The sequence below is a fragment of the Erythrobacter sp. QSSC1-22B genome, assembly GCF_001678665.1.
Lineage (GTDB): Bacteria > Pseudomonadota > Alphaproteobacteria > Sphingomonadales > Sphingomonadaceae > Qipengyuania.
Window position 1 is genome coordinate 296,275 of the sequence record NZ_LZRP01000002.1, and the last position, 26,073, is coordinate 322,347.

The 26,073-nt window shown below is 64.8% G+C and carries 27 protein-coding genes; 8 read left to right on the forward strand and 19 right to left on the reverse strand.

Translation table 11 applies throughout. From position 1 onward, the window contains the following. Positions 1–49 precede the first annotated feature (49 nt). The 3 genes from A9995_RS05215 (at position 50) to fabI (ending at position 2,859) form a co-directional block, all read left to right on the forward strand. Entirely contained in the window at positions 50–997 is a 948-nt protein-coding gene (locus A9995_RS05215; protein WP_067610025.1) for a DnaJ C-terminal domain-containing protein, read from the forward strand. Between the two features lie 189 nt (positions 998–1,186). Then, positions 1,187–2,059: a YihY/virulence factor BrkB family protein gene (locus A9995_RS05220; protein ID WP_067610351.1), complete on the forward strand. Its 873-nt coding sequence runs from the start codon at positions 1,187–1,189 to the stop codon at positions 2,057–2,059. Continuing rightward, positions 2,056–2,859: an enoyl-ACP reductase FabI gene (gene fabI, locus A9995_RS05225; protein ID WP_067610027.1), complete on the forward strand. Its 804-nt coding sequence runs from the start codon at positions 2,056–2,058 to the stop codon at positions 2,857–2,859. The genes A9995_RS05220 and fabI overlap by 4 nt, the downstream gene beginning before the upstream one ends. A 58-nt stretch (positions 2,860–2,917) precedes the next feature. On the opposite strand, the gene A9995_RS05230 is transcribed toward fabI, so the two are convergent. The 4 genes from A9995_RS05230 to A9995_RS05245 form a co-directional block, all read right to left on the reverse strand. Then, a complete protein-coding gene (locus A9995_RS05230; RefSeq protein ID WP_145916814.1) occupies positions 2,918–3,319 on the reverse strand; it encodes a hypothetical protein in 402 nt (133 codons plus the stop codon). Further along, entirely contained in the window at positions 3,316–4,299 is a 984-nt protein-coding gene (locus A9995_RS05235; RefSeq protein ID WP_145916815.1) for a hypothetical protein, read from the reverse strand. The genes A9995_RS05230 and A9995_RS05235 overlap by 4 nt, the downstream gene beginning before the upstream one ends. A gap of 275 nt (positions 4,300–4,574) precedes the next feature. Continuing rightward, positions 4,575–6,833 carry a polysaccharide biosynthesis tyrosine autokinase gene (locus A9995_RS05240; protein ID WP_233998088.1) on the reverse strand — a complete coding sequence of 753 codons (2,259 nt, stop codon included), beginning with the start codon at positions 6,831–6,833 and terminating at the stop codon, positions 4,575–4,577. After that, entirely contained in the window at positions 6,799–7,488 is a 690-nt protein-coding gene (locus A9995_RS05245; protein ID WP_233998089.1) for a polysaccharide biosynthesis/export family protein, read from the reverse strand. The genes A9995_RS05240 and A9995_RS05245 overlap by 35 nt, the downstream gene beginning before the upstream one ends. A gap of 284 nt (positions 7,489–7,772) precedes the next feature. Between A9995_RS05245 and A9995_RS05250 the strand changes: the two genes are divergently transcribed. Both A9995_RS05250 and A9995_RS05255 read left to right on the forward strand, forming a co-directional pair. Then, positions 7,773–8,243, forward strand: coding sequence for a hypothetical protein (locus tag A9995_RS05250; RefSeq protein WP_067610035.1), 471 nt, complete (start codon positions 7,773–7,775; stop codon positions 8,241–8,243). A 38-nt stretch (positions 8,244–8,281) separates the two neighbouring features. Next, complete coding sequence (locus A9995_RS05255; RefSeq protein WP_067610037.1) at positions 8,282–9,280, forward strand: NAD-dependent epimerase/dehydratase family protein; 999 nt, start codon at positions 8,282–8,284, stop codon at positions 9,278–9,280. 27 nt (positions 9,281–9,307) lie between these two features. Here the strand turns inward: A9995_RS05255 and wecC are convergent, their stop codons facing one another. The 10 genes from wecC to A9995_RS05305 form a co-directional block, all read right to left on the reverse strand. Then, a complete protein-coding gene (wecC, locus tag A9995_RS05260; protein WP_067610039.1) occupies positions 9,308–10,573 on the reverse strand; it encodes a UDP-N-acetyl-D-mannosamine dehydrogenase in 1,266 nt (421 codons plus the stop codon). Between the two features lie 83 nt (positions 10,574–10,656). Further along, entirely contained in the window at positions 10,657–11,778 is a 1,122-nt protein-coding gene (gene wecB / locus A9995_RS05265; protein ID WP_067610041.1) for a non-hydrolyzing UDP-N-acetylglucosamine 2-epimerase, read from the reverse strand. Positions 11,779–11,822: 44 nt separating this feature from the next. Beyond that, positions 11,823–12,383, reverse strand: coding sequence for a hypothetical protein (locus A9995_RS05270; protein ID WP_067610043.1), 561 nt, complete (start codon positions 12,381–12,383; stop codon positions 11,823–11,825). An 84-nt stretch (positions 12,384–12,467) separates the two neighbouring features. Beyond that, complete coding sequence (locus A9995_RS05275) at positions 12,468–12,989, reverse strand: demethoxyubiquinone hydroxylase family protein (RefSeq protein WP_067610045.1); 522 nt, start codon at positions 12,987–12,989, stop codon at positions 12,468–12,470. Next, complete coding sequence (locus A9995_RS05280; protein WP_067610047.1) at positions 12,976–13,461, reverse strand: disulfide bond formation protein B; 486 nt, start codon at positions 13,459–13,461, stop codon at positions 12,976–12,978. Before A9995_RS05280 ends, A9995_RS05275 begins: the two co-directional genes overlap by 14 nt. Positions 13,462–13,480: 19 nt before the next feature. Next, on the reverse strand, positions 13,481–14,818 hold the full coding sequence (locus A9995_RS05285) for a S41 family peptidase (RefSeq protein ID WP_067610049.1): 1,338 nt from the start codon (positions 14,816–14,818) through the stop codon (positions 13,481–13,483). Between the two features lie 135 nt (positions 14,819–14,953). Beyond that, positions 14,954–16,195 carry a murein hydrolase activator EnvC gene (locus A9995_RS05290; protein ID WP_067610050.1) on the reverse strand — a complete coding sequence of 414 codons (1,242 nt, stop codon included), beginning with the start codon at positions 16,193–16,195 and terminating at the stop codon, positions 14,954–14,956. A 21-nt stretch (positions 16,196–16,216) separates the two neighbouring features. After that, on the reverse strand, positions 16,217–16,636 hold the full coding sequence (locus A9995_RS05295) for a 23S rRNA (pseudouridine(1915)-N(3))-methyltransferase RlmH (RefSeq protein ID WP_067610051.1): 420 nt from the start codon (positions 16,634–16,636) through the stop codon (positions 16,217–16,219). 27 nt (positions 16,637–16,663) lie between these two features. Continuing rightward, complete coding sequence (rsfS, locus tag A9995_RS05300; protein ID WP_233998107.1) at positions 16,664–17,044, reverse strand: ribosome silencing factor; 381 nt, start codon at positions 17,042–17,044, stop codon at positions 16,664–16,666. A 111-nt stretch (positions 17,045–17,155) separates the two neighbouring features. After that, positions 17,156–17,860: a nicotinate-nucleotide adenylyltransferase gene (locus A9995_RS05305; RefSeq protein ID WP_067610055.1), complete on the reverse strand. Its 705-nt coding sequence runs from the start codon at positions 17,858–17,860 to the stop codon at positions 17,156–17,158. A gap of 350 nt (positions 17,861–18,210) precedes the next feature. On the opposite strand from A9995_RS05305, the gene A9995_RS05310 reads away from it, so the two are divergent. Then, positions 18,211–19,374 (forward strand): M23 family metallopeptidase, encoded by a 1,164-nt coding sequence (locus A9995_RS05310; protein WP_233998090.1) that lies wholly within the window; start codon positions 18,211–18,213, stop codon positions 19,372–19,374. 13 nt (positions 19,375–19,387) lie between these two features. Beyond that, positions 19,388–19,795 (forward strand): polymer-forming cytoskeletal protein, encoded by a 408-nt coding sequence (locus A9995_RS05315; protein WP_067610062.1) that lies wholly within the window; start codon positions 19,388–19,390, stop codon positions 19,793–19,795. A gap of 32 nt (positions 19,796–19,827) precedes the next feature. Here A9995_RS05315 and A9995_RS05320 read toward each other — a convergent pair whose 3' ends face one another. The 5 genes from A9995_RS05320 to A9995_RS05340 all read right to left on the reverse strand — a co-directional run bounded on the left by A9995_RS05320 (position 19,828) and on the right by A9995_RS05340 (position 25,626). Further along, positions 19,828–21,525, reverse strand: a complete 1,698-nt coding sequence (locus tag A9995_RS05320; protein WP_067610064.1) for an AMP-binding protein — start codon at positions 21,523–21,525, stop codon at positions 19,828–19,830. 124 nt (positions 21,526–21,649) lie between these two features. Further along, positions 21,650–22,369 (reverse strand): DUF1013 domain-containing protein, encoded by a 720-nt coding sequence (locus A9995_RS05325; RefSeq protein WP_067610066.1) that lies wholly within the window; start codon positions 22,367–22,369, stop codon positions 21,650–21,652. A 98-nt stretch (positions 22,370–22,467) separates the two neighbouring features. Next, positions 22,468–23,451 carry a glycosyltransferase family 1 protein gene (locus tag A9995_RS05330; protein WP_067610355.1) on the reverse strand — a complete coding sequence of 328 codons (984 nt, stop codon included), beginning with the start codon at positions 23,449–23,451 and terminating at the stop codon, positions 22,468–22,470. 119 nt (positions 23,452–23,570) lie between these two features. Beyond that, positions 23,571–24,467: a UDP-2,3-diacylglucosamine diphosphatase gene (locus A9995_RS05335; protein WP_067610067.1), complete on the reverse strand. Its 897-nt coding sequence runs from the start codon at positions 24,465–24,467 to the stop codon at positions 23,571–23,573. A 151-nt stretch (positions 24,468–24,618) separates the two neighbouring features. Further along, entirely contained in the window at positions 24,619–25,626 is a 1,008-nt protein-coding gene (locus tag A9995_RS05340; protein ID WP_067610357.1) for an NAD(P)H-quinone oxidoreductase, read from the reverse strand. A gap of 101 nt (positions 25,627–25,727) precedes the next feature. Between A9995_RS05340 and A9995_RS05345 the strand changes: the two genes are divergently transcribed. Then, on the forward strand, positions 25,728–25,928 hold the full coding sequence (locus tag A9995_RS05345; protein ID WP_067610070.1) for a DUF1192 family protein: 201 nt from the start codon (positions 25,728–25,730) through the stop codon (positions 25,926–25,928). The last annotated feature ends 145 nt before the right edge of the window (positions 25,929–26,073 follow it).

Sequence of the window (26,073 nt, forward strand, 5' to 3'; positions counted from 1 at the left end):
AAAGCCATCGCGCTTGCCCTTGCACACCGCTCCACCTAGCTAACACGCCATGGCCGATCCCTATTCCACCCTTGGCGTCCCCCGCACCGCGTCCGAAAAGGACATCAAGAGCGCCTATCGCACGCTGGCAAAGGAACTCCACCCCGACCGCAACACCGGCAATCCCAATGCCACCGAACGTTTTTCGGAAGCGACGAGAGCCTATGATCTGCTGTCGGACAAGGCCAAGCGCGCGCAATATGATCGCGGCGAGATCGACATGGAAGGCAACCCCACCCACCCCTTCTCCGGAATGGGTGGTGGCGGCGGTGGTTTCGGATCGCGCGGCCAGCCCCGCGGCCAGGCCGGCTACCGGCCCGAGGATTTCCAGCGCAGCGGCTCGGAAGACGTCGATCTGAGCGATCTGTTCGAAGGCCTGTTCGGCGGCGGGCGTGCAAGCGGTGGCGCAGCGCGCCGCGGCCAGCAGGCCCCGCCGCGCAAGGGTGCAGACATCGGCTATCGCCTGAGGGTCCCCTTCATCGAGGCTGCGGCGCTCAAGGATCAGCGCATCACCCTGTCCGACGGCAAGACCATCGATCTCAAACTGCCCAAGGGCGTTGAGAACGGCACGCAGATGCGCCTCAAGGGCAAGGGCGAGCAGGGTCCCGGCGGCGCAGGCGACGGGCTGGTGACGATCGATATCGACAGGCACCATGTCTTTCGCCGCGAGGGCGACGACGTGCGCTTTGGTCTGCCGATCACGCTCGATGAGGCCGTAGGCGGCGGAAAAGTCCGCGTCCCCACCGTCGATGGCCCGGTGATGATGACGATTCTTCCCGGCACCGACAGCGGCACCGTACTGCGGCTCAAGGGCAAGGGCTTTTCGCGCAAATCCGGCGGCCGCGGCGATCAGCTCGTCACACTGGAGATCCAGTTGCCCGAAGATCTTGCGACCCTCGCCGAGCGCCTGGAAGGCTGGCGAGACGACAGCGATCCCAGAGCCAGGCTCGGGGTCTAGGGCTTGCCACCGCATTCTCTGCTGAAATCCGCGTCGAACCCTCCGCCCGAGGATTCCCCGGCCGGGAATGCGCCGGAAATCGAAGAGCGGCCGGTCGAGTCGCTCTCGCCCGAGGCTCGGCGTCACCAGGCGACAAGCTTTCACGGGCGAGTGGTTCGCCAGCTCGGTCCGGGGACCAGAGCCTGGCAGGTGATGAAGCGCACCGCCATCGGCACCTTCAACGACGGCTTCATCCATGCCGGCAATCTCGCCTATCTGGCGATCTTCTCGATCTTCCCCTTTTTCATCCTGGGCGCCGCGCTGTTCTCGCTGGTGGGCGAGGAAAGCGACCGCGCCGCCAGCATCAATGCGGTGCTGGTCGCACTGCCCCCGGTGGTCGGCAATGTCATCGAACCGGTGGCGCGCGACGTGATCTCGGCGCGCAGCGGCTGGCTGCTTTGGGCCGGTGCGCTGGTCGCGCTGTGGACCGTCGGCAGTCTGGTCGAGACGATCCGCGACATCCTGCGCCGCGCCTACGGAACGCAGTTGATGCATGCGTTCTGGAAATACCGCCTGCTCTCCGCCGGGGTGATCGTCGGTGCGGTGGTGCTGCTGATGCTGTCGCTCATCGCGCAGTTCCTGATCGGTGCCGCGCAGGAAGTGATCGAGGCGTATTTCCCGCAGCTGGTCGATCGGGTCAACGATCTGCGGCTGACACGGATCATCCCGGCGCTCGGGCTGTTCGCATCGCTCTACCTGATCTTCTACACGCTCACGCCGTCGCAATACCGCGCAAGCCGCTACCCTAAATGGCCCGGCGTGTTGCTGACGACGGTGTGGTGGATCCTGGTCGCAATCCTGATGCCCATCGTGCTGCGCAGTTTCTTCACCTACAACCTCACCTACGGCAGCCTTGCCGGGATCATGGTTGCGCTGTTCTTCTTCTGGCTGGTGGGGCTTGGCGTCGTGCTCGGCGCCGAACTCAACGCCGCTCTGGCAGAAACGCCCGAGGAAGAATCCAGCGCAATCGACGAGACCGAGCAAGGGCTGCAGAACACAACTACCGAAGGGAACGCAGAATGAGCGGATTGATGGCAGGCAAGCGTGGCCTGATCATGGGCCTCGCCAACGACAAATCGCTGGCCTGGGGCATCGCCAAGCGCTTGCGCGAACAGGGCGCCGAACTGGCTTTCTCGTACCAGGGAGAGGCGCTGAAGAAGCGCGTCGGCCCGCTGGCCGAGCAATTGGACAGCGATTTCATCTTCGAATGCGACGTCTCCGACATGGACGCGCTCGACGAAGCCTTTGCGACGCTCAGGGCACGCTGGGAAACGATCGATTTCGTCGTCCACGCGATCGGCTTTTCCGACAAGGCCGAACTGCGCGGTCTCTATGTCGACACCAGCCTCGAGAATTTCCTGATGACGATGAACATCTCGGCCTATTCGCTGGTCGCGGTGGCCAAGCGCGCGCGACCGATGATGCCCAACGGTGGCTCGATCCTGACGCTGACCTATTACGGCGCGGAAAAGGTCATCCCGCATTACAATGTCATGGGGGTCGCCAAGGCGGCGCTGGAATCGAGCGTGCAATATCTCGCCAATGATCTCGGGCCCGAGAACATCCGCGTCAACGCGATCAGCGCGGGGCCGATCAAGACGCTGGCCGCCAGCGGGATCGGCGATTTTCGCTACATCCTGCGCTGGAACGAACTCAATTCGCCGATGCGCCGCAACGTCACGATCGAGGATGTCGGCGGCTCGGGACTGTACTTCCTCTCCGACCTGTCATCGGGGGTGACCGGCGAGGTGCATCATGTCGATGGCGGCTATCACGTCGTCGGCATGAAACAGGAAGACGCGCCCGATATCGCGCTGGATTGAGGGGTCGGAACAGGTGCTCTAGCCTTCGTCGGCAATGGACAGGCCGGGGTCGCTAATCCTAGCGCGGTCCGCTTATTCTGCTCGCGCGCGTCTGCCGGTCGGCAACTGCATAGGGCGAGGTGGCGTTCGCGGTCGGGTCGTAATTGCGATCGATCCGGTTGCGGATGCGATTCTCGATGCGATTGTTGATGCGCGACGCGATCCGGTCCAGCGGTGCCTGGATCGCCGCACTGTCCTGCGCGGTCTGGCGCTGACCGACCTCGCCAATGCCGGTATCCGCAGTCCGGGCAGTCCTTTCCAGTCCCTCGTTCTGCGTGTCCGCCTCCTCAACCTCCTCCATCTCCTCGGTGGGATCGAAGGGAGGGAGTTCTTGCGCTACTGCGGGTACGGCGAAGCCTATCGCGATAAGCGCGGCGCCGGTCATGCCGAGCATCGCCGATCTGTCGTACCTAGCATTCATCGCACCGCTCCTGCCGGAACGAGCGAAGCCCGTTCGATCTGACCTGAAACACCGACAATGTCATCAGATGCCCGTGCTATCAAGGACAAGGTCTGCATCCTACAATCGCCCGGAACGCTAACCGCCCCATCGAAGGAGCCCTTCGCGACATCCGAATTGGGCACCTCGACGCGGCCCAGTTCGCGCCCATCCTGGCAAAGCAGCGCCCAATAGGGACGCGAGCGCTCGGGCAGGTCGATCGCTTGGCTGCTCCCCGAAATCCGGTAGGTGCCCGGCGGGAGCATCTGGGTTTGCTGGACGAGCATACCGCCAGTGCCGGGGGGCAGTGAAAAGTCGAGTATGCCGCCCTGCCCCTGTTGCAGAATGGCGGCCGAAATGCCCGACTCGGTGCTCGGCAGCCAATCGAAAGCGGCCCGGATCCCGGTGTTCAGTGCAAACTCCGCATCGCGCGAGCGGTCGCGCACGGCGCCGCGGCGGAATTCGGAATAATAATCCCAGGCCTGCTCGGTTTCTCCCTCAGCCAGCAATCCATTTACCAGCGCCGCGCGCAGATCATCGGTGACGGGCAGGTCGATCGCTTCACCCTCGCGGAAGAATGTCACACCCGCTGCCGGAGCGATGCCGCTAGTCGCGACCCGGTTCAGAAAGCTATTGGTCCAGATGGGTTCGCTCGCCATGATCGACAGCAGGCCGGACCGCACTTTGGGTTCGGCCAAGGCGGCAACCAGGTTGGGCAAAAGCAACGCGGGCGCTTCTCTGGAGGTGCGCAGGGCGATGTCGTAGCTGCGCAAGGCTGCGGCGATGTCGCCACGATTCACCGCCTCCTCGATTGCCCAGATTTGCGGCCGCAATTCGCGCCGCGTCAGCAGCAACGAGTATTGAAAAATTTCCCTAGCCCGCTCGGTTTCGCTGCGCAATTGCGCCTGAAGCCCGAGCACGTTGAGCGCATCCACGGCGGTCGGATCCTCGCGCAGCGCCATGCGAGCAAGCCGTGCCGGTTTTGAATCTTCGGCATCGCTCGGGGCAATGGTGAATGCCTGCTGCGCGCTGGCGGCGAGGATAACACCGTTACCCGGCGCCAGCACGGCAGCGCGCGCAGGATCGACCCCTTCGACCACTCGCGCGAACGAGCCACCCACGCTCATGACACCAAGAGTGAGTGCACCCAGAGCAAGCACCCCGCGCCCCAGCCACTCGCGCGACGTCCGGCGCGGCATGGCGCGGGAGGTGAATGGGGGGCGGCGTCGCTTCGGCATCAGGCCGACTCTGTTTTCGCGTCTCGCCCGTAGCCATAGCCATAATCGTAATCATAGCCAAAGTGCGCCTTGCGAGCGTCGAATTTGGTAACAATGCCGCCGAACACCTTGACCCTAGCGCTGACCAGACGCCCGAGCGCGGTCTTTACCTGCGTGCTGCGAATGCCATGCGATTCGACGGCGTAGATGACACCGTCCAGCTGCGAGCCGATCAGCGGAGCATCGGCGAGACCAAGGACCGGAGGGCTGTCGACCACTACATGGTCGTAGGTCACCAGCAACCGGTCGACCAGAAGGGAAAGGCGATTCCCCGTCAATAATTCGGCGGCGTTAGGCGGGATCGGGCCGGCCGTCATCGCATCGACGCCGAGATCTTCCATCTTGAAAATGAGACTCTCCAGCGCATCTTCGCCGGTGAGGAAATTGCTCAGTCCGCGATCATGATCGACCCCGGCGAGTTGATGGACCGATGGCGAGCGCATATCGCCGTCGATCAATATGACTTTGCGGCCCTGGCGCGACAAAATCGTCGCGAGCGCCAGCGCGGTGGTCGATTTACCTTCGCCGGGACGAGTGGAGGTAACCGAAAACGCCCGCGGAATGCCATGCTCGGTCGTAAACCCAAGGTTCGTCTGGACCGCGAGATAGGCATCCACCAGTTCGGACTTGCGATCGAGCAAAGCCTCCATCGGGGTTTCGTCCGCTACCTTGGGCACCGACCCGAGCAGCGGCAGGCCGAGCCGACGCTGCAGTTCGGTGGGGTCGCCGATGGATTCGTCGAGTTGCTCGAGACCCAGTGCAATCGCCACACCGAGCAGCATGCCGCCCAGCAGAGCGATCAGCAAATTGAGCACCAGGCGTGGGCTCGACGGGATTTGCGGAACATCGGCAAGATCGACGATCGCGATGTTGTTGACCCCGACGCCGCCCGCGATACCGATCTCCTCAAACCGCTGGAGAAGGCCATCGTAGAGCGCCTGGTTGGTGTCCACCTCCTGCTCGAAAATATTGTACTGAATCGAACGCCGACGAAGATCGAGATACTCGTCCTTCAGCGAGTTGACGCGCATCTCCAGGGCGCTCTCGCGCTGCACCGCCTGGCGATATTCGGCCTGCACCGATCCAGAAACGCGCGACTCCTCGCGCGTGATTGCGCTATCCAGCGCGTCGATTTGCTGTTGGATTGCCTGAGCGGCGGGATAGCCGGGTTCGAAGCGAACCATCAATTGCTGATAATCCGCCGCCAGTTCGGCGCGCCGCTGGCGCAAATTGTTGATGGCCGTGTTGCCCAGAGCTGCTGCGGTGCTGCCGGCACTTCCGGCCTGACGGAAGCGAGACTCGGCAGCAATACGATCCGCAATCGCCTCGCTCAGCGCCGAGTTGAGAGCCGCAAGATTATCCGCCACAATGGGACGCTCTTGGGCACCTTCGCTGGTGGCCGGGAGATTGATGATCTCTTGGTTCGAGGCGTAAGTCACCAATTGACGCTGGGATTCGTCGAGCCGCTGCTTGTAATCGGTCAACTGACGCTGAAGCGCGTCGCGTCCGTAAGAGGTCGACTGAAGCTTGCGCTCCAGATTGGATTCGATGAAATTCTCCGCCCAGGCATTGGCCACGCTGGCGGAAAATGCCGGGTCTGGGCTGGTGAAACGGATGTCCACAAGCCGCGACAACCGTGTGGGCTCAATGCTCACATGGTCCAGCAACACTTCACCCGCAACGCGCTGGCGTTGCGCGCGGCCTTGCGCCGGGAAGCGACCATTGTTGATCTGAAAGGCTTCCTCGCCTTCTTCCGCTGCGCCGAACATCTCGAAGAACTCGGGGTCGTCGATCAGATTGAGTTCGGTAGCCACCCGCTCGGCGAGAGTTCGGGCGCGCAGCAGCCCGTACTGGGTCTGGTAGAACTCCTGATCCGCAACACTGGTTTCGCGCTCGACGCCTTCGAAGCTCGTCACCTGATCGGATTCTCGCAGGATCTCGATCGTTGAAGCGGCGGTATATTGCGGCGTCATTAGCAAGGTAACGACGAGGCCGAGCGCCATCACGGCGATGGTCGCCCCGATGATGATCCAGCGCCAGCGCAACGCGATCCGCATGTAGTGCTGCAGGATGGAAGGCTCCTCGATCGCCATGACCGAATTATACGGCGCATTGGCCTCGGCAGTTCGATCAGAGCGCCGCTCTTCGGGGCTGCTTGCAAGAATGTTCATGATTTCAACGGGTCTATCTCTGCAAGATTGCAATGAGCGGTGCAGCAAGAAGCGGGGCCACTCCGATAAAGTCGCGGAAAAGGCGCCTCTGCGGGCTGTCGCCGACCACAATCAAGTCGTTGGCGTAAATTTCCGGATCGGCATATAAGCCGCGACGGATAGCACCGATGTTGTAGAGACCGGCAAGCCGCTGGCCCTCCACGGTGCGCAGGATGACGACATCGTCCTGATCGGCGAATTCGGTCAGGCCGCGGGCCGAGGCGACCGCGCGGAGCAGTGTCATCTGGTTGGTTACAGGATAAAGTCCGGGCTCCACAACTTGCCCATCCACCGTCACCACCTGACTGACCGAGCTGTTGATATTGATCGTGACATCGGGATCGCGGAGAAAGTTCTGGGCCAAGGCAAGCTCGATGTCGCGTGCGAGCTCAGCCGAGGTCTTGCCGCCGGCGTCGACTGCGCCAATCAGAGGCATGGCGATCCGACCGCTGGTATCGACCTGCATTTGCCCACCAAGCTCGGGAACGCCGAAAACTCGCACGGTGATGGTATCGAGCGGGCCGATGAGGGCGACCCGGTCTGCTGCGGCTAGATCGGTACGGCCGGGCGCCGGAAGCGTCATCTCGCCATCGATAACGGTCAGGTCGGCGGTCGACTGGACGGGCGGCTGCCCCGCGCACCCGGCCAGGCCGACGCAGGCCAATATGCTAAGGAATATATTGCGCATTTTAAGCTGATTAATCCGGTCTGGCGAGCATTTCGCGGCTTATAAGATGGGAGGGGATGAACGTAAAGGAGAGAAGGGGCTATCCCGCGGGAGAACCTGCAGGTTCGCGTCGGCTCCCTTGGGCCGTCGGCAGTCACACCGCTGCAAAAGCCAGCATCGCCATCACCGACGGCGCGCGGGGGAGGGGTCAGGAAGCAGCATCGGGCGGCGGACAGAGGATTTCCCGTTTGCGCAAAACCAATTGTGCCATTACTGGGGCCATGGCCATTCTCAGAACCTCACGCCGCAATGCGGTGGCAACCAATCTAATCCTGATAACGCTGCCGCTGGCCGCTTGCGGCTCGAACGAGGTGTCACCCCCGCCGGACAAGATGGCCGAGCAGGCCCGCGAGTTCAGCGCGCAGGACAAGCAGGCGGCACTGGCTCTTTCCATCGGCAGTGTTAGCGCGCTGTCGGCCGAGACCAGCGCTTACGACCGATCGCTGTCGTGCAGCATCGCTCTGGAATCGGTCTCTTCGCAATTGTCCAAGAGCGGACAGCTCGACACCGCGATGGTCAACGCCATCGAACAGGTCCGCACGATCTATAATCAGCGGGTTCAGCAACTCGGCTCGGCGGAAAACAAGTCCGCTTCCGATATCGCAGACGATCGCCAACAACGCTCCGAAGAGATCCCCGAGCCCCGCGAACGCGGACAGATTGCGATAGGCTGTCTGCGCGCGATGAGCTGAAGGGCTCAGTGTAAACGGGCCAGAAGACGGAGAGCGATATGCGGATTCTTGTCACCGGGGCAGCCGGGTTCATCGGCAACGCCGTCTCTATGGCGTTGATGGATCGCGGCAATGAAGTGCTCGGCATCGACAATGGCAACGACTACTATTCTCTGGCGCTCAAGCGGGCACGGCTCGAGCGGGCGCGGATTGCGGGTGACGGGGCGTTTGCATTTCGCGGTGTGGATTTTGCCGATCCGGCGGCGCTGGCCCAAGCGCTGGAGGGCGAAGATTTCGACCGCATCGTCCATCTGGGTGCGCAACCCGGCGTTCGTTATTCGCTCGAGAATCCGCACGCCTATGCCCATTCCAACATCACCGGGCATCTCGCACTGCTCGAAGTGGCGCGTTACCGTCAGATCGAGCACATGGTCTATGCCAGCTCCTCATCGGTCTATGGCGGCAATGCCAAGCTGCCCTTTTCGGTCGATGATCGCGCGGATCACCCGGTCTCGCTCTATGCCGCGACCAAGCGCGCCGACGAGTTGATGAGCGAGACCTATGCGCATCTCTATCGCATCCCACTGACCGGACTGCGTTTTTTTACCGTCTACGGCCCCTGGGGCCGTCCCGACATGGCGATGTGGCTGTTCACCAGCGCGATCCTCGAGGGGCGGCCGATCAAGGTCTTCAACCACGGCGAAATGTACCGCGACTTCACCTATATCGACGATATCGTCGCAGGGGTGCTGGCCTGTCTCGATGCGCCCCCCGCCGATGACGGCGCGGCAAAGGCCGGCGGCAGCACCAAGCCGCATGCGCTCTACAACATCGGCAACAATCGCTCGGAGCCCCTGCTCAAGGTGATCGGCCTGATCGAGGAGGCCTGCGGGCGCAAGGCGGAGCGCGTGCTGCTGCCGATGCAGCCGGGCGATGTTGAAAAGACCTATGCCGATATCGCAGCGATCCGGACCGATCATGGCTACGAACCTGCTACTTTGATCGAGGACGGCGTGCCGCAATTCGTGCGCTGGTATCGCGACTATCACGGGGCCTGACGGCCAGGCCTGCGGGCCAGCTATGCCTCAGGCGACGTCGGGCCAGATTCCCCGCGTGTCGTAGACCAGCGCCCCTTCGCGTTCCTCGGGCGGGACGACCTTGAAGATATCGTGATCGACCAGCACCACGATGATGCCGCATTCCTCCAGCGCGGTGTCGAGATCGACCAGAGCCGCGCCGGTGCCATCGAATTCGCCAGGCAATTCGCCTGCATAGGGTTCGACCACATGGACCCGCTCGCCGAATTCGCGCGCCAGCCCGGCGGCGACGAAGCGCGCGGGGCTCTCGCGGAAATCGTCGATATTGGCCTTGAAGGCGAGACCGAGGCAGGCGACGCGCTGTTCGGGATGCGCTTCGATCAGCGTTTTGGCGCGCGCCAGCACATGCGCCATCTTGGCGTCATTGGTCTCGCGCGCCTGGCGGATGATCCGCGCGTCTTCGGGGGCTCCATGGACGATGAACCACGGATCGACCGCGATGCAATGCCCGCCCACGCCCGGCCCGGGGGTGAGGATGTTGACCCGCGGATGGCGGTTGGCGAGGCGGATCACCTCCCAGACGTCGAGCCCCTGCCGGTCGGCGATCATCGAAAGCTCGTTGGCGAAGGCGATGTTGACGTCGCGGAAGGCGTTCTCGACCAGCTTGGTCATTTCGGCAGAGCGGACATCGGTGGTGACGCATTCGCCCTTCACGAAGCGCTTGTAGAAGGCCAGCGCCTTGCGTGCGCAGCGCGGGGTGATCCCGCCAATCGAGCGATCATTGTGCGTCAGTTCCTCGAGGATCTTGCCCGGCAATACGCGTTCGGGACAATAGGCGATCGAGACATCGGGAGTGCCTTCGCTCATGCCCGGCAAGGCCAGATCGGTCCGCTCGCGCGCGATCAGGTCGCGCAGCGCCTCGGTGGTGCCCACCGGGCAGGTCGATTCGAGAATCACCGTGTCGCCCTTCTTGAGGACCGTGGCGATCTGTGTCGCCGCAGACATGACGAAGCTGGTGTCCGGCGTGTGGTTGCCATCCTTCGCAAACGGCGTGGGGACCGCGATCACAAAGACATCGGCGGTCGCGATCTGGGTCGAGGCCTTGAGCAGGCCGCGTTGCACCGCCGCCTGCACCAGCCCGTCGAGATCGACCTCCTCGATATGGATTTCGCCGCGATTGATCGTGTCGACGACGCTTTGCGAGACGTCGAGCCCGTGGACCGGGCAGCCCGATCGGGCGATGATCGCGGCGGTGGGCAGGCCGATATAGCCGAGACCGATGACGCAGACGTCGGGCTTGATATCACCGCGCATGAAATGGGTATCCCTGAAGTGTTTCAGCGATCCCTAGCCTCTGTCGGTAAATTTTACAGTAACACGCGCTCAAACAGCGCCGATTACTCCGCGAGCAGATCGCAAATCCGCAGTGCCGAGTGCCCGTCGCCGAAGGGATTGTGTGCGCGGGCCATGGCGGCATAGGCGTGCGGGTCGTCGAGCAGGCGGGTCGTCTCGGCGACGATCGTATCGGGATCGGTTCCGACCAGTTTCGCAGTCCCCGCCGCGACACCTTCGGGCCGCTCGGTGGTCTCGCGCATCACCAGCACCGGTTTGCCCAGCGCCGGCGCCTCTTCCTGCACCCCGCCGCTGTCAGTCAGCATCAGCGTCGCGATATCGAGCAGCCGGGCGAAATGGGGATAGTCGAGCGGTTCGATCAGCGCGACATTGTCGAGCCCGGCGAGTTCGGCCTCCATTACCTCGCGGACATTGGGGTTAAGATGGACAGGGAAGATCACCGCGACATCCTCGCGCTGAGCGATCCTGCGCACCGCACCGGCGATCCCGCGCATACCATCGCCAAAATTCTCGCGGCGGTGGCTGGTCATGCCGATGATCCGCTTGCCCGCGAAGCGTTGTTCGAGCGGAGCGAGACCGGAAGCCAGTTCGGGCTGCGCGGCGATCTTGGCGGTGACCCATTGCAGCGCGTCGATCACCGTGTTGCCGGTGACATGAATGGTATCGGCGGCGACATTCTCGCGCCGCAACGCCGCGGCGGCGGTTTCGGTCGGCGCGCAATGCAGCGCCGCGAATGTGCCGACGACCTTGCGGTTGACCTCCTCGGGCCAGGGGTGATGGATATCGCCGCTGCGCAAGCCCGCCTCGACATGGCAGACCGGGATCTGGCGGTAATAGGCGGCAAGCGCGCCCGCCATCACGGTGGTGGTGTCGCCCTGGACCACCACAAAGTCCGGCTTCTCGATGTCGAGAACCTCGCCGATCCCGGTCAGCGCGCGCGCGGTCAGCGCGTCGAGCGTCTGGCCCGGGGTCATCAAATCGAGATCGTGATGCGGCGCAATCCCGGCGATCTCCAGCACTTGGTCGAGCATCCCGCGGTGCTGCGCCGAAACGCAGACCCGCGAGACAAATCGCTCGTCCGCCTCCAGCGCGTGGATCAGCGGAAACAGCTTGATGGCCTCGGGACGGGTGCCGAAGACGGTCAGGATCTTGCGCTTGTCACTCATGCCGCCCGCTCTAGCGCAGTTCGCAGCCGCGTGTCAGTCCCGCATCAATTGGGCGACGGCGGCGGCGCGGCGAGTTCGGTATCGGGCAGTTCGGCATCGCGCTCGCGCTCGAGCCGCTCGAGATATTCGCGCTCGACCTGCTCGACCCGCGACTGCTCATCGGCAGCAAGCTCGTCGATCTGCGACAGCCGCTCGGCGCGCGCCGCTTCGATCAGCTGGCCGAACCGGACCGAAGACGAGTTCTCGCGATCGGCATAGGCCGCCGCGATCATTTCCTGCGTACAGCCGGTGGAGCCGCCCACCCCGACCGCGCTGCAGGACAGCGTGCCGAAATTGCCGACGATATCGAGCCGCTCGACCCGCTCGGCCCAGCTGGAGTTGGCAGGATTGTCGCTGTAGCGCAGCGATTCGGGGATGCGATAGCGATCGGCCTCAGGCAGCCGGGCGACCACGACGATCTCGTCGCCGACCGGCTCGGGCGCGGCATCGTCACCGTACAGAATGACCATGTTGACCGTGTCGCCGCCGGTTTCCTGCGCGGCGAGCGGGGTCGCAAGGCAGGCGGCGGTGGCGAGCATCAGGGCGGCAAGCGGGCGTTTGGTCATCGTAATCCTCTCAACAGCCCGTCAATTAGGGCCCGACGGCGTGAATATGTCCTGAAGCGCGCCGGCTGACCGAGCGCTCCACGGTCAGATGCGTTCGGAAACCTTGATCGCGGTGCGGCAACCCAGCCGGATCAGGCCCGAGAGCAGCGGATAGGCAGGAGCGTTTTCGGCCCCCGCGGCCAGGGCGGCATCGCGATGCTCGCGCTCGTCCTCGCGGAATTCCTCGATCATCCCCGCCAGTTCGGGATCGGAGCCATCCTCCTCGAGCTCGTCGAGCTGGTCGGAATAATGGCGGTCGATTTCTTCCTCGACAGCGGCGGTGCAGGCCATCGCCGCTTCGGGGCCGAGCAGCGCGGTCGCCGCGCCGAGCGCATAGCCGGCCACCGACCAGAACGGCTGCAACGCGGTCGGGCGCACGCTGCGACGCGCCATCAGCGCATCGAATTTAGCGCGGTGCTGAGCTTCTTGTTCGGCCATGCCGGCGATCTCCGCCGAATGCGGACCGCGGTCGCCCATTACCGCAAGCTGGCCGGCATAGATGCGCGTCGCGCCGAATTCGCCCGCCTGGTCGACGCGGATCATGCGGTGGATATCAGGCTTGGGCATAAGCTTTGCTCCGTGAAAGAAGGGCCATGATCGTGAGACCCCCGGCGGTCGAGACGAGGAAGTTCCATCCCGCCAACGAAACGCCCAGCAGGCTCCATGGTGCCTCGTCGCAGCGGATCATCGGCGCGTTCATGATGGCATCGAGCGCGCTTACGCCATCCTGCGGGACAATGGTGGCGCAGCCGGTCAGCCCTTCCCACCAATCATATTCGACCCCGGCGTGAAACCCGCCTATCGCCCCTGAAATCAGGATCGCGAGCGCGGCCAGGCCGACCCACACCTCGCGGCGCGGCAGGCGGAACGAGAGCAGTGCCAGCCCGATCGCGGCAAAATGCGGCCAGCGCTGCCACCAGCACATCTCGCACGGATACAGGCCGAAACCATATTCGGAGAGATAGGCCCCGCCGAGCAGAACGGCGGGGATGCCCAGCGCCAGTTGCTGCGCCAGGCGGAAGGATGGCGAAACGATCATCCGATCCGGGATAGCGCCATTAGCGGCGGGCCGCCACCGCGTTCGGCGCGGTGCGGCGCAGCGTTTCGAGCGCGTAATGCAGCTGGAAGTCCTCGATCCCCTCGTCCTTCAGCTCTTCCGCCGTTTTCTGGAAGCGCGGATCGTCCTGCCGGTCCGTTTCCAGCGCCGAATCCTCGAGCTTCAGCTCGTTGATCAGGTGGCCGCGCAAATCCGATTCGCGCATCGTGAAGCGCGAGCGTTTGGCGAGGTCGGGATCGGACAATTGCGGAACCGCGATATCGGGCTTGATACCGCCTTCCTGCACCGAATGGCCGGCCGGGGTGTAATAGCGCGCGGTGGTCAGTTTGAGCGCGGAATCGCGGCCCAGCGGCAGCAGCGACTGGACGCTGCCCTTGCCGAAGCTGCGATCGCCCATGATCACCGCGCGGCGATGGTCCTGCAGCGCGCCAGCAACGATCTCGGAGGCCGAGGCGGAACCCGCGTCGATCAGCACCACGATCGGCACACCTGCCGCGATATCGCCGCGGAACACGGTTTCGGCTTCGTAGACAATGCTTTCGCCGCGGGCGCGGCCGCGCTGCGACACGATGCGGCCGTCGTCGAGGAACAGATCGGCCAGCGCCACCGCCTCGTCGAGCGAACCGCCCGGATTGGAGCGCATATCGAGTACCAGACCGCTCAAGCGTCCGCTGGCCTGCTCCTTGAGCGCATCCCACGATGCCAGGACATCGCTGCCGACATCGCGCGAGAATTCGTTGACCATGATGTGGCCGATGTTGCCCGGCATCAGCTCGTGGGTGACCGGCTCCAGCTCGATCACGCCGCGCGTGACGCTGACATCGAAGGGTTCGTCGCGGCCCGGCCGGAAGATGGTCAGCCGGATCGAACTTCCGGCGGGGCCGCGCATCCGCGCCACCGCCTCGTCGAGATCGCCGCCATAGATCAGCTCGCCATCGAGATGGGTGATGTAGTCGCCCGCCTTCATCCCGGCATCCTCGGCGGGGCTGCCGCGGAACGGCGAGATCACCTTGACCGCGCCGTCGTCGAGCACGACCGAGAGGCCGAGGCCCGAATAATTGCCATCGATCATCGTCTCGAGACGCTGGAGATCCGAACCGTCGAGATAGGCGGAATGCGGGTCGAGCGCGGCAAGCATGCCGTCGATCGCGCCGCGAATCAGGACATCGTCCTCGACCGGTTCGACATAGCTCGCCTTGATCCGCTGGTAGGCCGCGAACAGGCTGGCGAATTCCGGCCCTGCGCGCGCATCGACCTGCGCCAGTCCGGCTGTGGTCGCGGGGATCAGGGCGACCGCAGTGACCAGCGCTGCGCTGCGGGCGAGTTCGGCGAATTTCATGGCAGATGTCCAATCGTGTGTCGCGCCATCCTATCCGCTGCGCTCGCTGAACGCTAGCTGAGGATCGACGACCGGCCCATCACGACCTGCAGGCGAAGCGGCACGCACCCGCTATGATGAGATCGGGCGATGCGATCAGGCAATGAAATCGAGCGGATTGACCGGCTCGCCCTCGCGGCGAAGCTCGAGAGTCACCATCGGATCGCGCAGATCCGCCATCCCCAGCGGCGAGCCGGCGACCACGTTCTGGCCGACCCTCGCCGCCAGTTCCGAAAGCCCGGTCACCAGGCTGGTCCAGCCATTGGCGTGTTCGACGATCACGATGGTGCCATAGCCGCGATAGGGACCGGCAAAGACGATCCGGCCCGCACCCGGGGCGACGACCTGCGCGCCACTGCGGGGGAGCAACTGCAGGCCGTTGCGCCTTGCACCGCTGTCCTCGCGCGACCCGAAGGTTGCCGCCAGCCGCCCGTCGACCGGGAGGCGATAGATGCGCGGTGCCGCGGTTGCGGAGGGTACGGGCGATGGCGGAGGCGGTGGCGAAGAAGCGGCGTCGCCCCGGGCTGCGGCAGGATCGGAGGGGCGCGGGATCGGGCCCGGCAGCGCCGCCAGCCGTTCGCGCAGTTCGCCGACCTGCTCCAGCTCCTCGATCAGGCCGTCGATGTCGCGCGCACGCTCGCCCAGCGCGATGGCCCGCAGGTCCTCGCGATCGGCCGCTCCGGCGGCGCGGCGGGCATCGATCCGCTCGCGCTGCGCCATGGCGATCAGCTCGGTGCGGCGCTGCGCCAGCTGCGTCTCGCTGGCACGGCGGGCGGCGACCGCGACGCGAGCTTCGGCCTGGAGATCGGCGGCGCGGTCGAGTTCGGCGCGCAAATCGGCGGTCGTGTCGCGCACCAGCGGCACGGTGCTGTCGAGCACCGCGCCAAGATAGACCGTGTCGCGCAGCGAGCCGGGCGCGAACAGGCTGAGCGAGAGCGGGCGCCGGACCAGCGTCTGCAACGCGCTGGTTAGCTGGACGATGGGCTCGCGGCGTTCGCCCAGCCGGATATCGAGCAGCCGACGTTCGGTGACGATCAAGGCAAGCTCGGCCTCGGCGACGCCGATCGCCGCCTCGGCCTGCTGGATCCGCGCGGCGAGCGCGGCGGCTTCGGCTTGCGCCTTCTCGGAGACCTGCGTCGAGCTGGCGGCCTCGCTGTCGAAGCGTTCGGCGCGGCTGCGGGCGCTGGATGCCTGCCGACGCGCCAGCTCAAGCGCGGCCCGCGCCTGAGGGGCATCCTCGAAGCGCGTCGCGGATTGCGCTTGGCCGCGTCCGTCGGTGCCGAGCCAGAAGCCGAGCGCGACGAGACCCAGCAGGCCGGCGGCGAGAAAGCGCGTCATGACGTCACTCTAGCCGCCAGATCACGCACGATGATAGGGGTGTCCCGCAATGATGGTGGTGGCGCGATAGAGCTGTTCCGCCAGCATCGCGCGAGCCAGCAGATGCGGCCAGGTTGCCTTTCCGAAAGCAAGCAGCAGGTCGGCGCTGGCGCGATCTTCGGGCGAATGGCCATCGGCCGCGCCCAGGACGAAGCGCGCCTCGCGAATGCCGTCATCGCGCCAGCGTTCGAGAATGTCGGCGAAATCCTGCGAGCCGAGATTGCGCCCGCGTTCGTCGAGCAGGACGGTACGGCACGGCGTCACCGCGGCAGGCACCGCGCCGCCCGCCTCGGGCAGTTCGGTGAACCGCGTCGGCCAGGTGAGCCGCTTTTCGTAGCGGGCGACCAGTTCGGCTTCGGGGCTGCGGCCCAGCTTGCCGCGCGCGATCACATGGAGCAGCACGGCCGCGGTCCCGGGTAAGCGGCGGACTTACGCCGAGCCGGCGGTGGTGGCGGTCGACGCGGTAACCGGCGGCGCATCGCCGAAGGCCCACATGCGCTCCAGATTGTAGAAGCTGCGAACTTCGGGGCGGAACAGGTGGACGACGATATCGCCGGCATCGAGCAGCACCCAGTCGCCCGCGGGAAGACCCTCGAGCTTGACCGGACCGAAGCCGGCCTTTTTGATCTTCTCGGCCAGCTTCTGGGCGATCGCGGCAACCTGCCGCGTCGAGCGGCCCGAGGCGATCACCATGTGATCGGCGATCGAGCTCTTGCCCGCGAGGTCGATGGTCACGACCTCCTGGGCCTGATCTTCGTCGAGATGCTGGAGGACGAGGTCGAGCAGCGGATCGGTGCCGTCGCTATTCATGGACGGGACCGTGGCGGTGTCGGCAGCTGCCGAGTGGGTTTGCGCCTGAGTCATCGGCGTGGGTCGTGCTCCTGTAACGGGAAAGAGAAGACATGAAGGATACAACGCACATCATCGTGCTGATGTTTCCTCCATCGTGCTGTTCGGGTCTTGGCCGAGCGGTCGATCGTCGATCAATCGGCGGGTCACCTGGTCGCGCAGCGATCGCGATCCGAAGCGCGCAACCCAGTCAGGATCGGCCCGGCGGATCGCCGTGGCCGAACTTTCGTCCGGATCGAAACGCAGAATCACCAGAGCAGGCGCACTCCAATCGTCCCCTCTTGCAAGACTGGCGGCGGATGCGGAAAAGCGTCGCAGCCAGGCCATCGCGGGGCTCGCGAGGGCAGCGCCTTCATAGCCGGGTCGGGCGATCACCGCAATCGGCATGCTGCGGGCGATGCCGCGCCAGTCGCGCCAGCGGTGGAATTGGCCCAGATTATCCGAGCCCATCAGCCAGCAGAAGTCGATTCGGCGGTAGCGGCGGCGCAGCGCTCCGAGCGTGTCGACGGTGTAGCGGGTGCCCAGCTCGCGCTCGATCGCGGTGACCCGAATCGGTGCGCGGCGTGCCTGCAGCCTGGCCGATTCGAATCGCGCCGCCAGCGGCGCCATCCCCGCGCTCGGCTTTAGCGGGTTGCCCGGCGACACCAGCCACCAGACCTCGTCGAGACCCAGCGCCTGTTTCGCGAACAAGGAGATACGGCGATGCCCGCCATGCGCCGGGTTGAAGCTGCCACCAAGCAGGCCGACGCGCCCCGGCGCTTGCGTCGCCGCGCTCACGAGAGGTCGCGCCAGACGCCATCCGGCCCGCGACCGAAGGTGGCGACGGTGCCGGCAGCGAGGCCGATGCGCAAAGGGGAAGGGGAACTGCTCATATTGCTAAGCGGATAGCAGGGCGATTCTGCGTTGTCTGCGTGCGATGGAGAGTGCGAATCCCGGCCCCAAAAAGACGGCGCAAAACGACGAGAAAGGTTTTGTTCCCGGAAATTCGCCCGAAATTCGCATTCGCGCAACGCTTCACCCCGCCAGGCTTTCGGTCTGACCATTTCCGCGGCCCCGGATTCGCAAGGCATGACAAATGCTGTTAGCGGACGGGTCGAGGGTCAGAAGTCAAAAAGACGGGGTCGAGTTTGTCCGATAATACAACCGCTGGCGGCTGGGTTCGCCGCGTGCGCAGTTGGTTTCCCGACCGGGAATTCTTCATGCGCTCCGAAGGCCAGGTCCGTTTCGTGACCATCTCCTCGCGAGTCCAGATCGCCACCGCCGCTTTCGTTGCCGCCGCCTTGCTGGCTTTGGTGGGAACGATGGCCGCGATGAGCTGGTCCCAATACCGCGCTTCAACCGATCGCGTCCTGCTTGCCGAGCGCGAGGACAAGGTCGCCGATTCGGAAGAGCGGCTGGCCACTTATCGCGACGATATCGACGAGGTCGCCGACGATCTCCAGCGGCGGCAGGAATTCATCGAGGCCATGGTCGCCTCGTTGCCCAGCGATCTGATGGTGCCCGCAACAGCCCCCGGCGCAACCGACCGATCGGATACCGAAGCCGCCGCGACCGTCGAAAAGGTCTCGATGGTCGTTCCCGAAGCCGCCGAACTGGCGAAGATCGAAGCGCGCCAGCTCGCCTTCGTCGAAGGCATGACGCGCTTTGCGGATCAACGCTCCACCCGCGCCGCCGCTGCGTTGCGCGCCCTTGGCCTCAACCCCGACACCTTGTTGCACCGCGCCGAGCGTGAGGCGATGGGTGGTCCGCTGGAGAAGCTGACCCTCGGCAGCGACGACGACCTCGACCCGCGCTTCGAACGGCTCGGCCTCAGCCTCGCACGGATGAGCGCGCTCGAAACATCGCTCGACGCGCTGCCGCACTTCAAGCCGGCCAACACCCGGCTTTCCTCGGGCTTCGGTTTCCGCCGCGACCCCTTTAACGGGCGCGGGGCAATGCACAGCGGGCTCGATTTCGCCGGTCCGCAGGGTACGCCGATCGCCGCCGCATCCAAGGGCCGGGTAAGCTTCGTCGGTCGCAAGTCGGGCTATGGCAATACGGTCGAAATCGATCACGGTGGCGGGCTGATGACGCGCTACGCGCATCTGTCCGCCTTCAAGGTCCGCGCGGGCCAGCAGGTCGAGGCCGGTGCCGCGATCGCCGCAATGGGCAGCACCGGGCGTTCGACCGGTTCGCACCTCCATTTCGAAGTTCGCATCGACGGCCGGGCCGTCAATCCCCGACCATTCCTGGAGACGGCACCCAATGTTCTCAAAGAAGTCCGAAGCGCGTCCCCACGCGCCAGCCGCTAGAACCGAGAGACCCATGGCAACGCGCAATTCTTCCTCGACCTTCTCGGTCATCGGCACGGACATTGCGATCCGTGGCAATATCGAGGCTTCCGCCGATCTGCATATCGATGGCTCGGTGGAGGGCGACATCGCCTGTTCCTCGCTGGTCCAGGGCGAAGGAAGCACGATCACCGGTGCGGTGACGGCGGAAACTGCGCGACTGGCGGGGACCGTGATCGGATCGATCTCGGCGCGCGAGCTGGTGATTCTCAAATCGGCCCGGATCGACGGCGATGTCCATTACGACGCGCTGACGATCGAGCAGGGGGCCGAGGTCGAGGGCCGTTTCGCACCGCGCGCGACCCAGAAAGCCGCGTCCGCTGGCACGGAGCATCAGGACGCCGCCAACAGCGACGAACCAAAGCTCGCCATCGCGCAATAAGAATCGTGCAGTAAAACCGGAGCGAAATCCGCCTAGGCGGCGGTCAGGACCTCGGCGCGCAGCGCCTTTCGATCGAGCTTGCCGATCATCGTCTTGGGCAGATCGGCACGTACCACCACATCCTCGACCCGCTCGTGCTTGCCGACCCGCGCGTTGAGCCAATCCTTCAACTCGCCGTCTGCGGGCGCTGCGACGCCATCGGCATTGTTGAGCGTTACATAGGCCATCGGGTGCTCGCCGAGGTATGCGTCGGGATGGCCGATCACCAGCGCCTCCTTGACCTGCGGATGCTCGAGCAGCACCGCTTCGACCTGGCTCGGGAAAACCTTGAAACCACCCACCGCGATCATGTCCTTGATCCGGTCGACAATCGTCAGAAAGCCGTCGTCGTCGATGGTGGCGACATCGCCGGTTCGCAGCCAGCTTACACCTTCATGCTCGGCAAAGGCGCTCGCCTGGGTTTCGGGGCGGTTCCAGTAACCCTGCATGATCTGCGGCCCGCGGATGACCAGTTCGCCAGGTGCACCATCGGGGGCGAGCCGTGTCGGGTCCTCCTTGTCGAGCAGCATGACCTGCGTTGCAGGCAGAGGCTGACCGATCGTCCCGTGCTTGCGCAGCCCTTCATAGGGGTTGGTCGAGACCACGCCTGAACTCTCGGTCAGGCCGTAGCCCTCGACCAGCCGCACCCCGGTCGCGCTCTCGAACTTCTCGCGCAAGGGCGCGGGCATGGGTGCCCCGCCCGAGATGCATATCCGCAGCGAGGACCAGTCGGTCTTGGCAAAATCCTTGTGGTCGAGCAGCGCCTGGAACATCGTCGGGACGCCGGGAAACGCCATCGGCTTGGTACGGGTGATGGTTTTGAGGACCTGTCCGGGATCGAACCGCGGGACCAGCACCATCGCCCCGCCCTTCGCCACGGTGCGGTTGAGCACGCAGGTGTTGGCGAAGACGTGGAACAGCGGCAGCCCCCCCATAACGATATCTGCGCGCTCGCGATCGAAGGGATCGATCATGTCGACCTGGATCGCATTGCTCGACAGATTGGCGTGCGACAGCATCGCCCCCTTGGGCGTGCCGGTGGTGCCGCCGGTGTATTGCAACAGCGCCAGATCGCCGGTCTCGAGCTCGGGCAACGGGCTTGGGGTATCGGACAGCCAGTCGGCGAAAGGGGCGACATCGGCGCGATCGGGGACGACCGCGATCTGGCTGCGTCGCAGCGTGCGCAGCGCGAGGCTCTTCACCAGCGGCAGCATGTCGGAGAGCTTGGCGACCGCCAGCTTCTCAAGCGAGGAACCGTCGAGCACCTTGAGCGCGGTCGGCAGCAGCGCGGGTGCATCGAGCGTCACCAGCAGCCGTGTGCCCGAGTCCTCGACCTGCTGGGCAAGCTCTTCGACCGTATAGAGCGGCGAGAAATTGACCACCACCGCGCCCGCCATCATTGCCCCGTAATAGGCCGAGACATAGGCGGGGACGTTGGGGAGAAAGAGCCCGACGCGGTCGCCGCGAGCGATCCCGCGCGCGATCAGCCCATAGGCGAAGCGCCGCGCTTCGGCATGGATTTCGCGATAGCTGTATTTGCGGCCGAGGAACTCGACCAGCAGCGCATCGGGGTGCGCTTCGGCCTGGCGCTGAAGAGTCGCGTGGAGCAGCTCGGGAACCACCTCGGTTTCCCAGGGGCGGGCATGGCCATAGCTGGCCGGAACGGGCGGAAAAAGCTTATTTACAGTCATGTCAATAACATGACGCGCTCGCCTTCAAAGGCAAGCAAAAAGGCAGGCGGATCGCGGGTCCGCCTGCCTTTGTCAGCCGCTTATGGGTCTGCCGCTTATGCGGAAATCGGTTCGAGTGCCCGGTTCAGCTCTGGCCTTCGCCGCCCGCTTCCTCGGCGCGCTTGTTCTCGAGCCAGGCAGCAGCTTCGGCTTCCTGGACCGCCTCGGCGGCAGCCTTCTGGTTGGAATCGCGCTCGGCGCGCAGCTCCTCGATCAGCTTTTCGCGATCGCTGGTCCCTGGGACGACGATCTCGGGCTCGGCGGCGTCCTCGTCGGTGACGATCGACTTGGCGGCTTTGGCCACCACAGCGTCGAGTTCGCGCTGCGAGCACAGGCCCAGCGTCACCGGATCCTTGGGCTGGATGTTCTGGATATTCCAGTGCGAGCGCTCGCGGATCGCGCCGATGGTGTTGCGCGTGGTGCCGATCAGCTTGCCGATCTGCGCATCGGAGATTTCCGAGTGGTTGCGCAGGATCCAGGCGATGCCGTCGGGCTTGTCCTGGCGCTTGGAAACCGGAGTGTAGCGCGGGCCCTTGGTCCGAGTCACTTCCACGGGAGCACGCTGCATCTTGAGCTCGTAGCCGGCGTCCTGCTGCCCGCGCTCGATCTCTGCCTGCGTCAGCTCGCCGGCATGGACCGGATCGCGGCCGGTGTATTTCGAGCTCGCCAGATCGTCGGCCATTGCCTGGACCTCGAGGATGTGGAGGCCGCAGAACTGGGCGATCTGTTCGAAGGCCAGGCCGGTGTTGTCGACCAGCCAGGTGGCGGTCGCATGCGGCATGAGCGGTTTGGGTTGGTCGGCCATTGGGCAAACTTTCGCTGGACTGAAAATAGAAGGGCCGCCCCTTTCGGAGCGGCCGCTGGAACCCCTTTCTACGCCACATGCGGGCGTTGGGCAAGCACTCAGGCCGCGACGGCCTGGACCTCCATCGCAGCGAGCCCGGCGAGAAACTGGCTCGTTGCCGCGGCCCAGCTGAAACCGGCGCCGAATTGTGCACACGCACCCGGGTCGCGGGTAAGCGCGGCGGCGATTGCGTCCTCGAGCTTCTCGGACATCGCGCCGACCTCGCCGGTCAGGATGTCGCGTGGGCCGGCGACCGGATAGGCCGCAACCGGGGTGCCGCAAGCAAGCGCCTCGATCATCACCAGTCCGAAGGTATCGGTGCGGCTCGGGAAGACGAAGACATCGGCTCCCGCATAGCACCCGGCAAGCGCACCGCCGCTGCGCCGCCCGAGGAAGATCGCCTGCGGATAGCGCGCCGTGAGCCGTTCGAGCGAAGGGCCATCGCCGACCACCACCTTGCTGCCGGGATGGGTGCCGGCGAGAAACGCCTCGATGTTCTTCTCGACCGCCACGCGCCCGACATAGAGCTGGATCGGGCGCGGCAGGTCGGCGAATTCGGGTGCGGGCGGCGCTTGCGGGGTAAAGCAGGCGAGATCGACCCCGCGGCTCCAGTGATGAAGCTGGGTCAGCCCTTGCGCGCGCAGTTCCTCGCGAATGCTCTCGGTCGCGACCAGAATGCGCTGCGCCGGGCCATGGAACCAGCGGATATACCGCCAGAACCAGCCCGCCGGCAGATGCGTGCGCTGGGCGAGATAGTCGGGAAACTGCGTGTGGTAGGCAGTGGTGAAGCGTACTCCCGCCTTCATGCAATAGCGGCGTGCCGCCAGCCCGAGCGGACCCTCGGTGGCGATATGGATCGCATTGGGCGCAAATTGGCGCAGGCGCGATGCCACCGCGCCGGGACGGGTCAGCGCGAGGCGGATCTCGGGATAGGTCGGACAGGGCACCGAGGCGAACTGGTCGGGCGAGACCACCATCACGTCATGGCCCAGCGCACGCAAATGGTCGCAAGTCGTGGTCAGCGTGCGAACGACGCCGTTCATCTGCGGCAACCACGCATCGGTGACGATCGCGATGCGCTCTGGAGCGGTCCGCTCGGGCGCAAGCCGCCCATGTGTGGGCGCAAGTGGCGGCGCTTCACCACCGGCGAGATCGCTGCGTTTCACGCTGCCTCCAGCGTCTCGGCGGGTTCCTCCTCGGGCGGCGGTTCCGCGAGCGGTTCGCGCCTGGCGATCTCGTCGGGCCAGTGGAGGATTTCCATCGTCCCGTCGAAGTGCTCGACCAGCGCGGTGCAGCCTTCGACCCAGTCGCCATCATTGTAGTAGGAGATGCCGTCGAACTCGCGCATCTCGGCGTTGTGAATATGGCCGCAGACGACCCCGTCGACGCCGCGTTCGGATCCGGCGCGGGCGACCACCTCCTCGTATTTGGAGATGAACTCGACCGCGTTCTTGACCTTGTGCTTGGCCGCCTTGGAGAGCGACCAATAGGGCAGTCCGAGCCCGTTGCGGACTGCGTTGACCCAGCCGTTGAGGCCCATCATCACATGATAGAGCGCGTCGCCGATGAAGGCGAGCCAGCGGTGCGCCAGCATGATGGTATCGAACTCGTCGCCATGCAGCACCAGCAGCCGGCGGTTGTCGGCGGTGGTGTGGACATCCGCCCGCTTGATCTCGACCCCGCCGAAATCCATCCCGCAAAACGGGCGCACCATCTCGTCGTGATTGCCGGGAATATAGACGATCCGCGTCCCGCGATGCGCCCGCTTGAGCACCCGCCAGACAATGTCGTTGTGTTCGGGCGGCCAGTAGAACTTTTTCTTCAGCCGCCAGCCGTCGATGATATCGCCCACCAGATACATCGTTTCGCTATCGGTGTGGTCGAGAAAATCGATCAGCATGGCCGCGTTGCAGCCCTTGGTGCCCAGATGGATATCGCTGATCCAGATGGTGCGGAATTTGCGCCGTTCGCCCAGCGTGCGTTCGGGCACGACCGGCTGGGCGATCGGGAAATTGGTCACATTGGCAAGGCTGGCGAGATCGGTAGGCAGTTGCGTCATCGCATGCGTCCCTTCCTGCAAGAGCTGCCTACTCTTGCACGGGTAATGTTACAGGCGATTCACAGTTCGGTGACGGGCGCGGGTCAATGTTGCGGTTTCGAGGCGTTGCGGAAGTTCGGCCCGATGGCCGAAATGCCTCCCCGGGATGCGCTCAGGCGCCCGTTGCGAGGACGATCTTGCCGATGTGATCGCCCGCTTCCATCCGCGCATGCGCTTCGGCGGCCTGCTCGAGCGGAAAGATCTGGTCCATTACCGGACAGATGGTGCCGTCCTCGAACAGCGGCCAGGCATGGTTGTGGATTTCATCGGCGAGCAGCGCCTTGAACTCGTCCGGCCGCGCGCGCAGCGTCGAACCGGTCAGCGTGTGACGCTTGCCCATTACCTTGGCCATGTTGATTTCGGCCTTGAGCCCGCCCAGCACCGCGATGGTGACGTGGCGGCCATCCTCGGCGAGGCAATCGAGATTGCGCTGGACGTATTCGCCCGAGACCATGTCGAGCACCACATCCGCGCCCTTGCCATCGGTAAACTGGCGGACGTGCTCGACGAAATCCTTGGTCTTGTAATTGATCGCCAGATCGGCGCCGACCTCGCGGGCGGCGGCGCATTTCTCGTCGCTGCCGCAAGTGGTGACGACGGTCAGCCCGAAGGCCTTGCCGAGCATGATCGCCATGGTGCCGATCCCGCTGGTGCCGCCATGGACCAGCAAGGTTTCGCCCTCACGCGCCCAGCCGCGCTCGAAAACATTGTGCCACACGGTGAACAGGGTTTCGGGAATGGCGGCAGCCTGCGCCATCGACATGCTCTCGGGGATGTGGAGGCAATGCGTCGCCTGCGCGAGGCAATATTGCGCATAGCCGCCGCCGGTAACCAGCGCGCAGACCGGCTGGTTGAGCATTTCGGGCGGAGCATCGGGGCCGACCGCGACCACCGTGCCGGAAATCTCCAGACCGGGGATCGGGGAGGCGCCCGGCGGCGGCGGATAGAAGCCCTGGCGCTGGATGACATCTGGGCGATTGACCCCGGCGTGGCTGACCGCGATCAGAACCTGGCCGCCTTCGGGTCGCGGCACCGGGAGCTTCTCGGGGCGTAACACCTCGGGTTTACCCGGCTCGTCGTAGCCGATCGCCGTCATCTCGTCCGGAATAGTGTCGCCCATGTGCCCCCAGCCTGTCTTGTCCGCGCGGTGTATCGCGCGCTGCACCGCACCGCAACCGAACCATTGACAGCTATGCGCCGCAAAGGCGATGGTGCGAGACAATGGATCCCGAGGACAGACCAAGGCCCCGCGGCGATGCCGCCGACCGCCTCGCCACCGAGGATCTGGACCCCTATTCGCAAGACGAGCTGACGGCGCGGATCGCGCAACTTCAAGCCGAAATCGCCCGCGTCACGCGCCATCGCGACAACGCCGCCGCGCATCGTGTCGCCGCCGACGCGCTGTTCGGGAAAAAGGATTGAACGATGTCGAAACGATGGTGGGGGGACTCGAAATAGCCGCGATATTCCCCATATTCGCAATCGAAGGACAGCAGCGGCCCGCTTTATCGGCCTAGTCTTTGCCAACTCGCGGCGCCGCATCCCCGGCGCACCCGAGACCCAGCGA

What these genes read in the sequence shown, in the direction of transcription:
- A9995_RS05335 (WP_067610067.1), bottom strand. Translation starts at nt 24,467, where the DNA reads ATGACGCAACTGCCTACCGATCTCGCCAGCCTTGCCAATGTGACCAAT.
- wecC (WP_067610039.1), bottom strand. Translation starts at nt 10,573, where the DNA reads ATGCGCGGTGATATCAAGCCCGACGTCTGCGTCATCGGTCTCGGCTAT.
- A9995_RS05215 (WP_067610025.1), top strand. Translation starts at nt 50, where the DNA reads ATGGCCGATCCCTATTCCACCCTTGGCGTCCCCCGCACCGCGTCCGAA.
- A9995_RS05325 (WP_067610066.1), bottom strand. Translation starts at nt 22,369, where the DNA reads ATGGCCGACCAACCCAAACCGCTCATGCCGCATGCGACCGCCACCTGG.
- A9995_RS05315 (WP_067610062.1), top strand. Translation starts at nt 19,388, where the DNA reads ATGGCAACGCGCAATTCTTCCTCGACCTTCTCGGTCATCGGCACGGAC.
- A9995_RS05330 (WP_067610355.1), bottom strand. Translation starts at nt 23,451, where the DNA reads ATGAACGGCGTCGTTCGCACGCTGACCACGACTTGCGACCATTTGCGT.
- A9995_RS05285 (WP_067610049.1), bottom strand. Translation starts at nt 14,818, where the DNA reads ATGAAATTCGCCGAACTCGCCCGCAGCGCAGCGCTGGTCACTGCGGTC.
- A9995_RS05280 (WP_067610047.1), bottom strand. Translation starts at nt 13,461, where the DNA reads ATGATCGTTTCGCCATCCTTCCGCCTGGCGCAGCAACTGGCGCTGGGC.
- A9995_RS05270 (WP_067610043.1), bottom strand. Translation starts at nt 12,383, where the DNA reads ATGACCAAACGCCCGCTTGCCGCCCTGATGCTCGCCACCGCCGCCTGC.
- fabI (WP_067610027.1), top strand. Translation starts at nt 2,056, where the DNA reads ATGAGCGGATTGATGGCAGGCAAGCGTGGCCTGATCATGGGCCTCGCC.
- A9995_RS05345 (WP_067610070.1), top strand. Translation starts at nt 25,728, where the DNA reads ATGGATCCCGAGGACAGACCAAGGCCCCGCGGCGATGCCGCCGACCGC.
- A9995_RS05255 (WP_067610037.1), top strand. Translation starts at nt 8,282, where the DNA reads ATGCGGATTCTTGTCACCGGGGCAGCCGGGTTCATCGGCAACGCCGTC.
- A9995_RS05340 (WP_067610357.1), bottom strand. Translation starts at nt 25,626, where the DNA reads ATGGGCGACACTATTCCGGACGAGATGACGGCGATCGGCTACGACGAG.
- A9995_RS05235 (WP_145916815.1), bottom strand. Translation starts at nt 4,299, where the DNA reads ATGGCGCTGCGCGAGGATCCGACCGCCGTGGATGCGCTCAACGTGCTC.
- A9995_RS05290 (WP_067610050.1), bottom strand. Translation starts at nt 16,195, where the DNA reads ATGACGCGCTTTCTCGCCGCCGGCCTGCTGGGTCTCGTCGCGCTCGGC.
- A9995_RS05320 (WP_067610064.1), bottom strand. Translation starts at nt 21,525, where the DNA reads ATGACTGTAAATAAGCTTTTTCCGCCCGTTCCGGCCAGCTATGGCCAT.
- A9995_RS05275 (WP_067610045.1), bottom strand. Translation starts at nt 12,989, where the DNA reads ATGCCCAAGCCTGATATCCACCGCATGATCCGCGTCGACCAGGCGGGC.
- A9995_RS05230 (WP_145916814.1), bottom strand. Translation starts at nt 3,319, where the DNA reads ATGAATGCTAGGTACGACAGATCGGCGATGCTCGGCATGACCGGCGCC.
- A9995_RS05250 (WP_067610035.1), top strand. Translation starts at nt 7,773, where the DNA reads ATGGCCATTCTCAGAACCTCACGCCGCAATGCGGTGGCAACCAATCTA.
- wecB (WP_067610041.1), bottom strand. Translation starts at nt 11,778, where the DNA reads ATGAGTGACAAGCGCAAGATCCTGACCGTCTTCGGCACCCGTCCCGAG.
- rsfS (WP_233998107.1), bottom strand. Translation starts at nt 17,044, where the DNA reads ATGAATAGCGACGGCACCGATCCGCTGCTCGACCTCGTCCTCCAGCAT.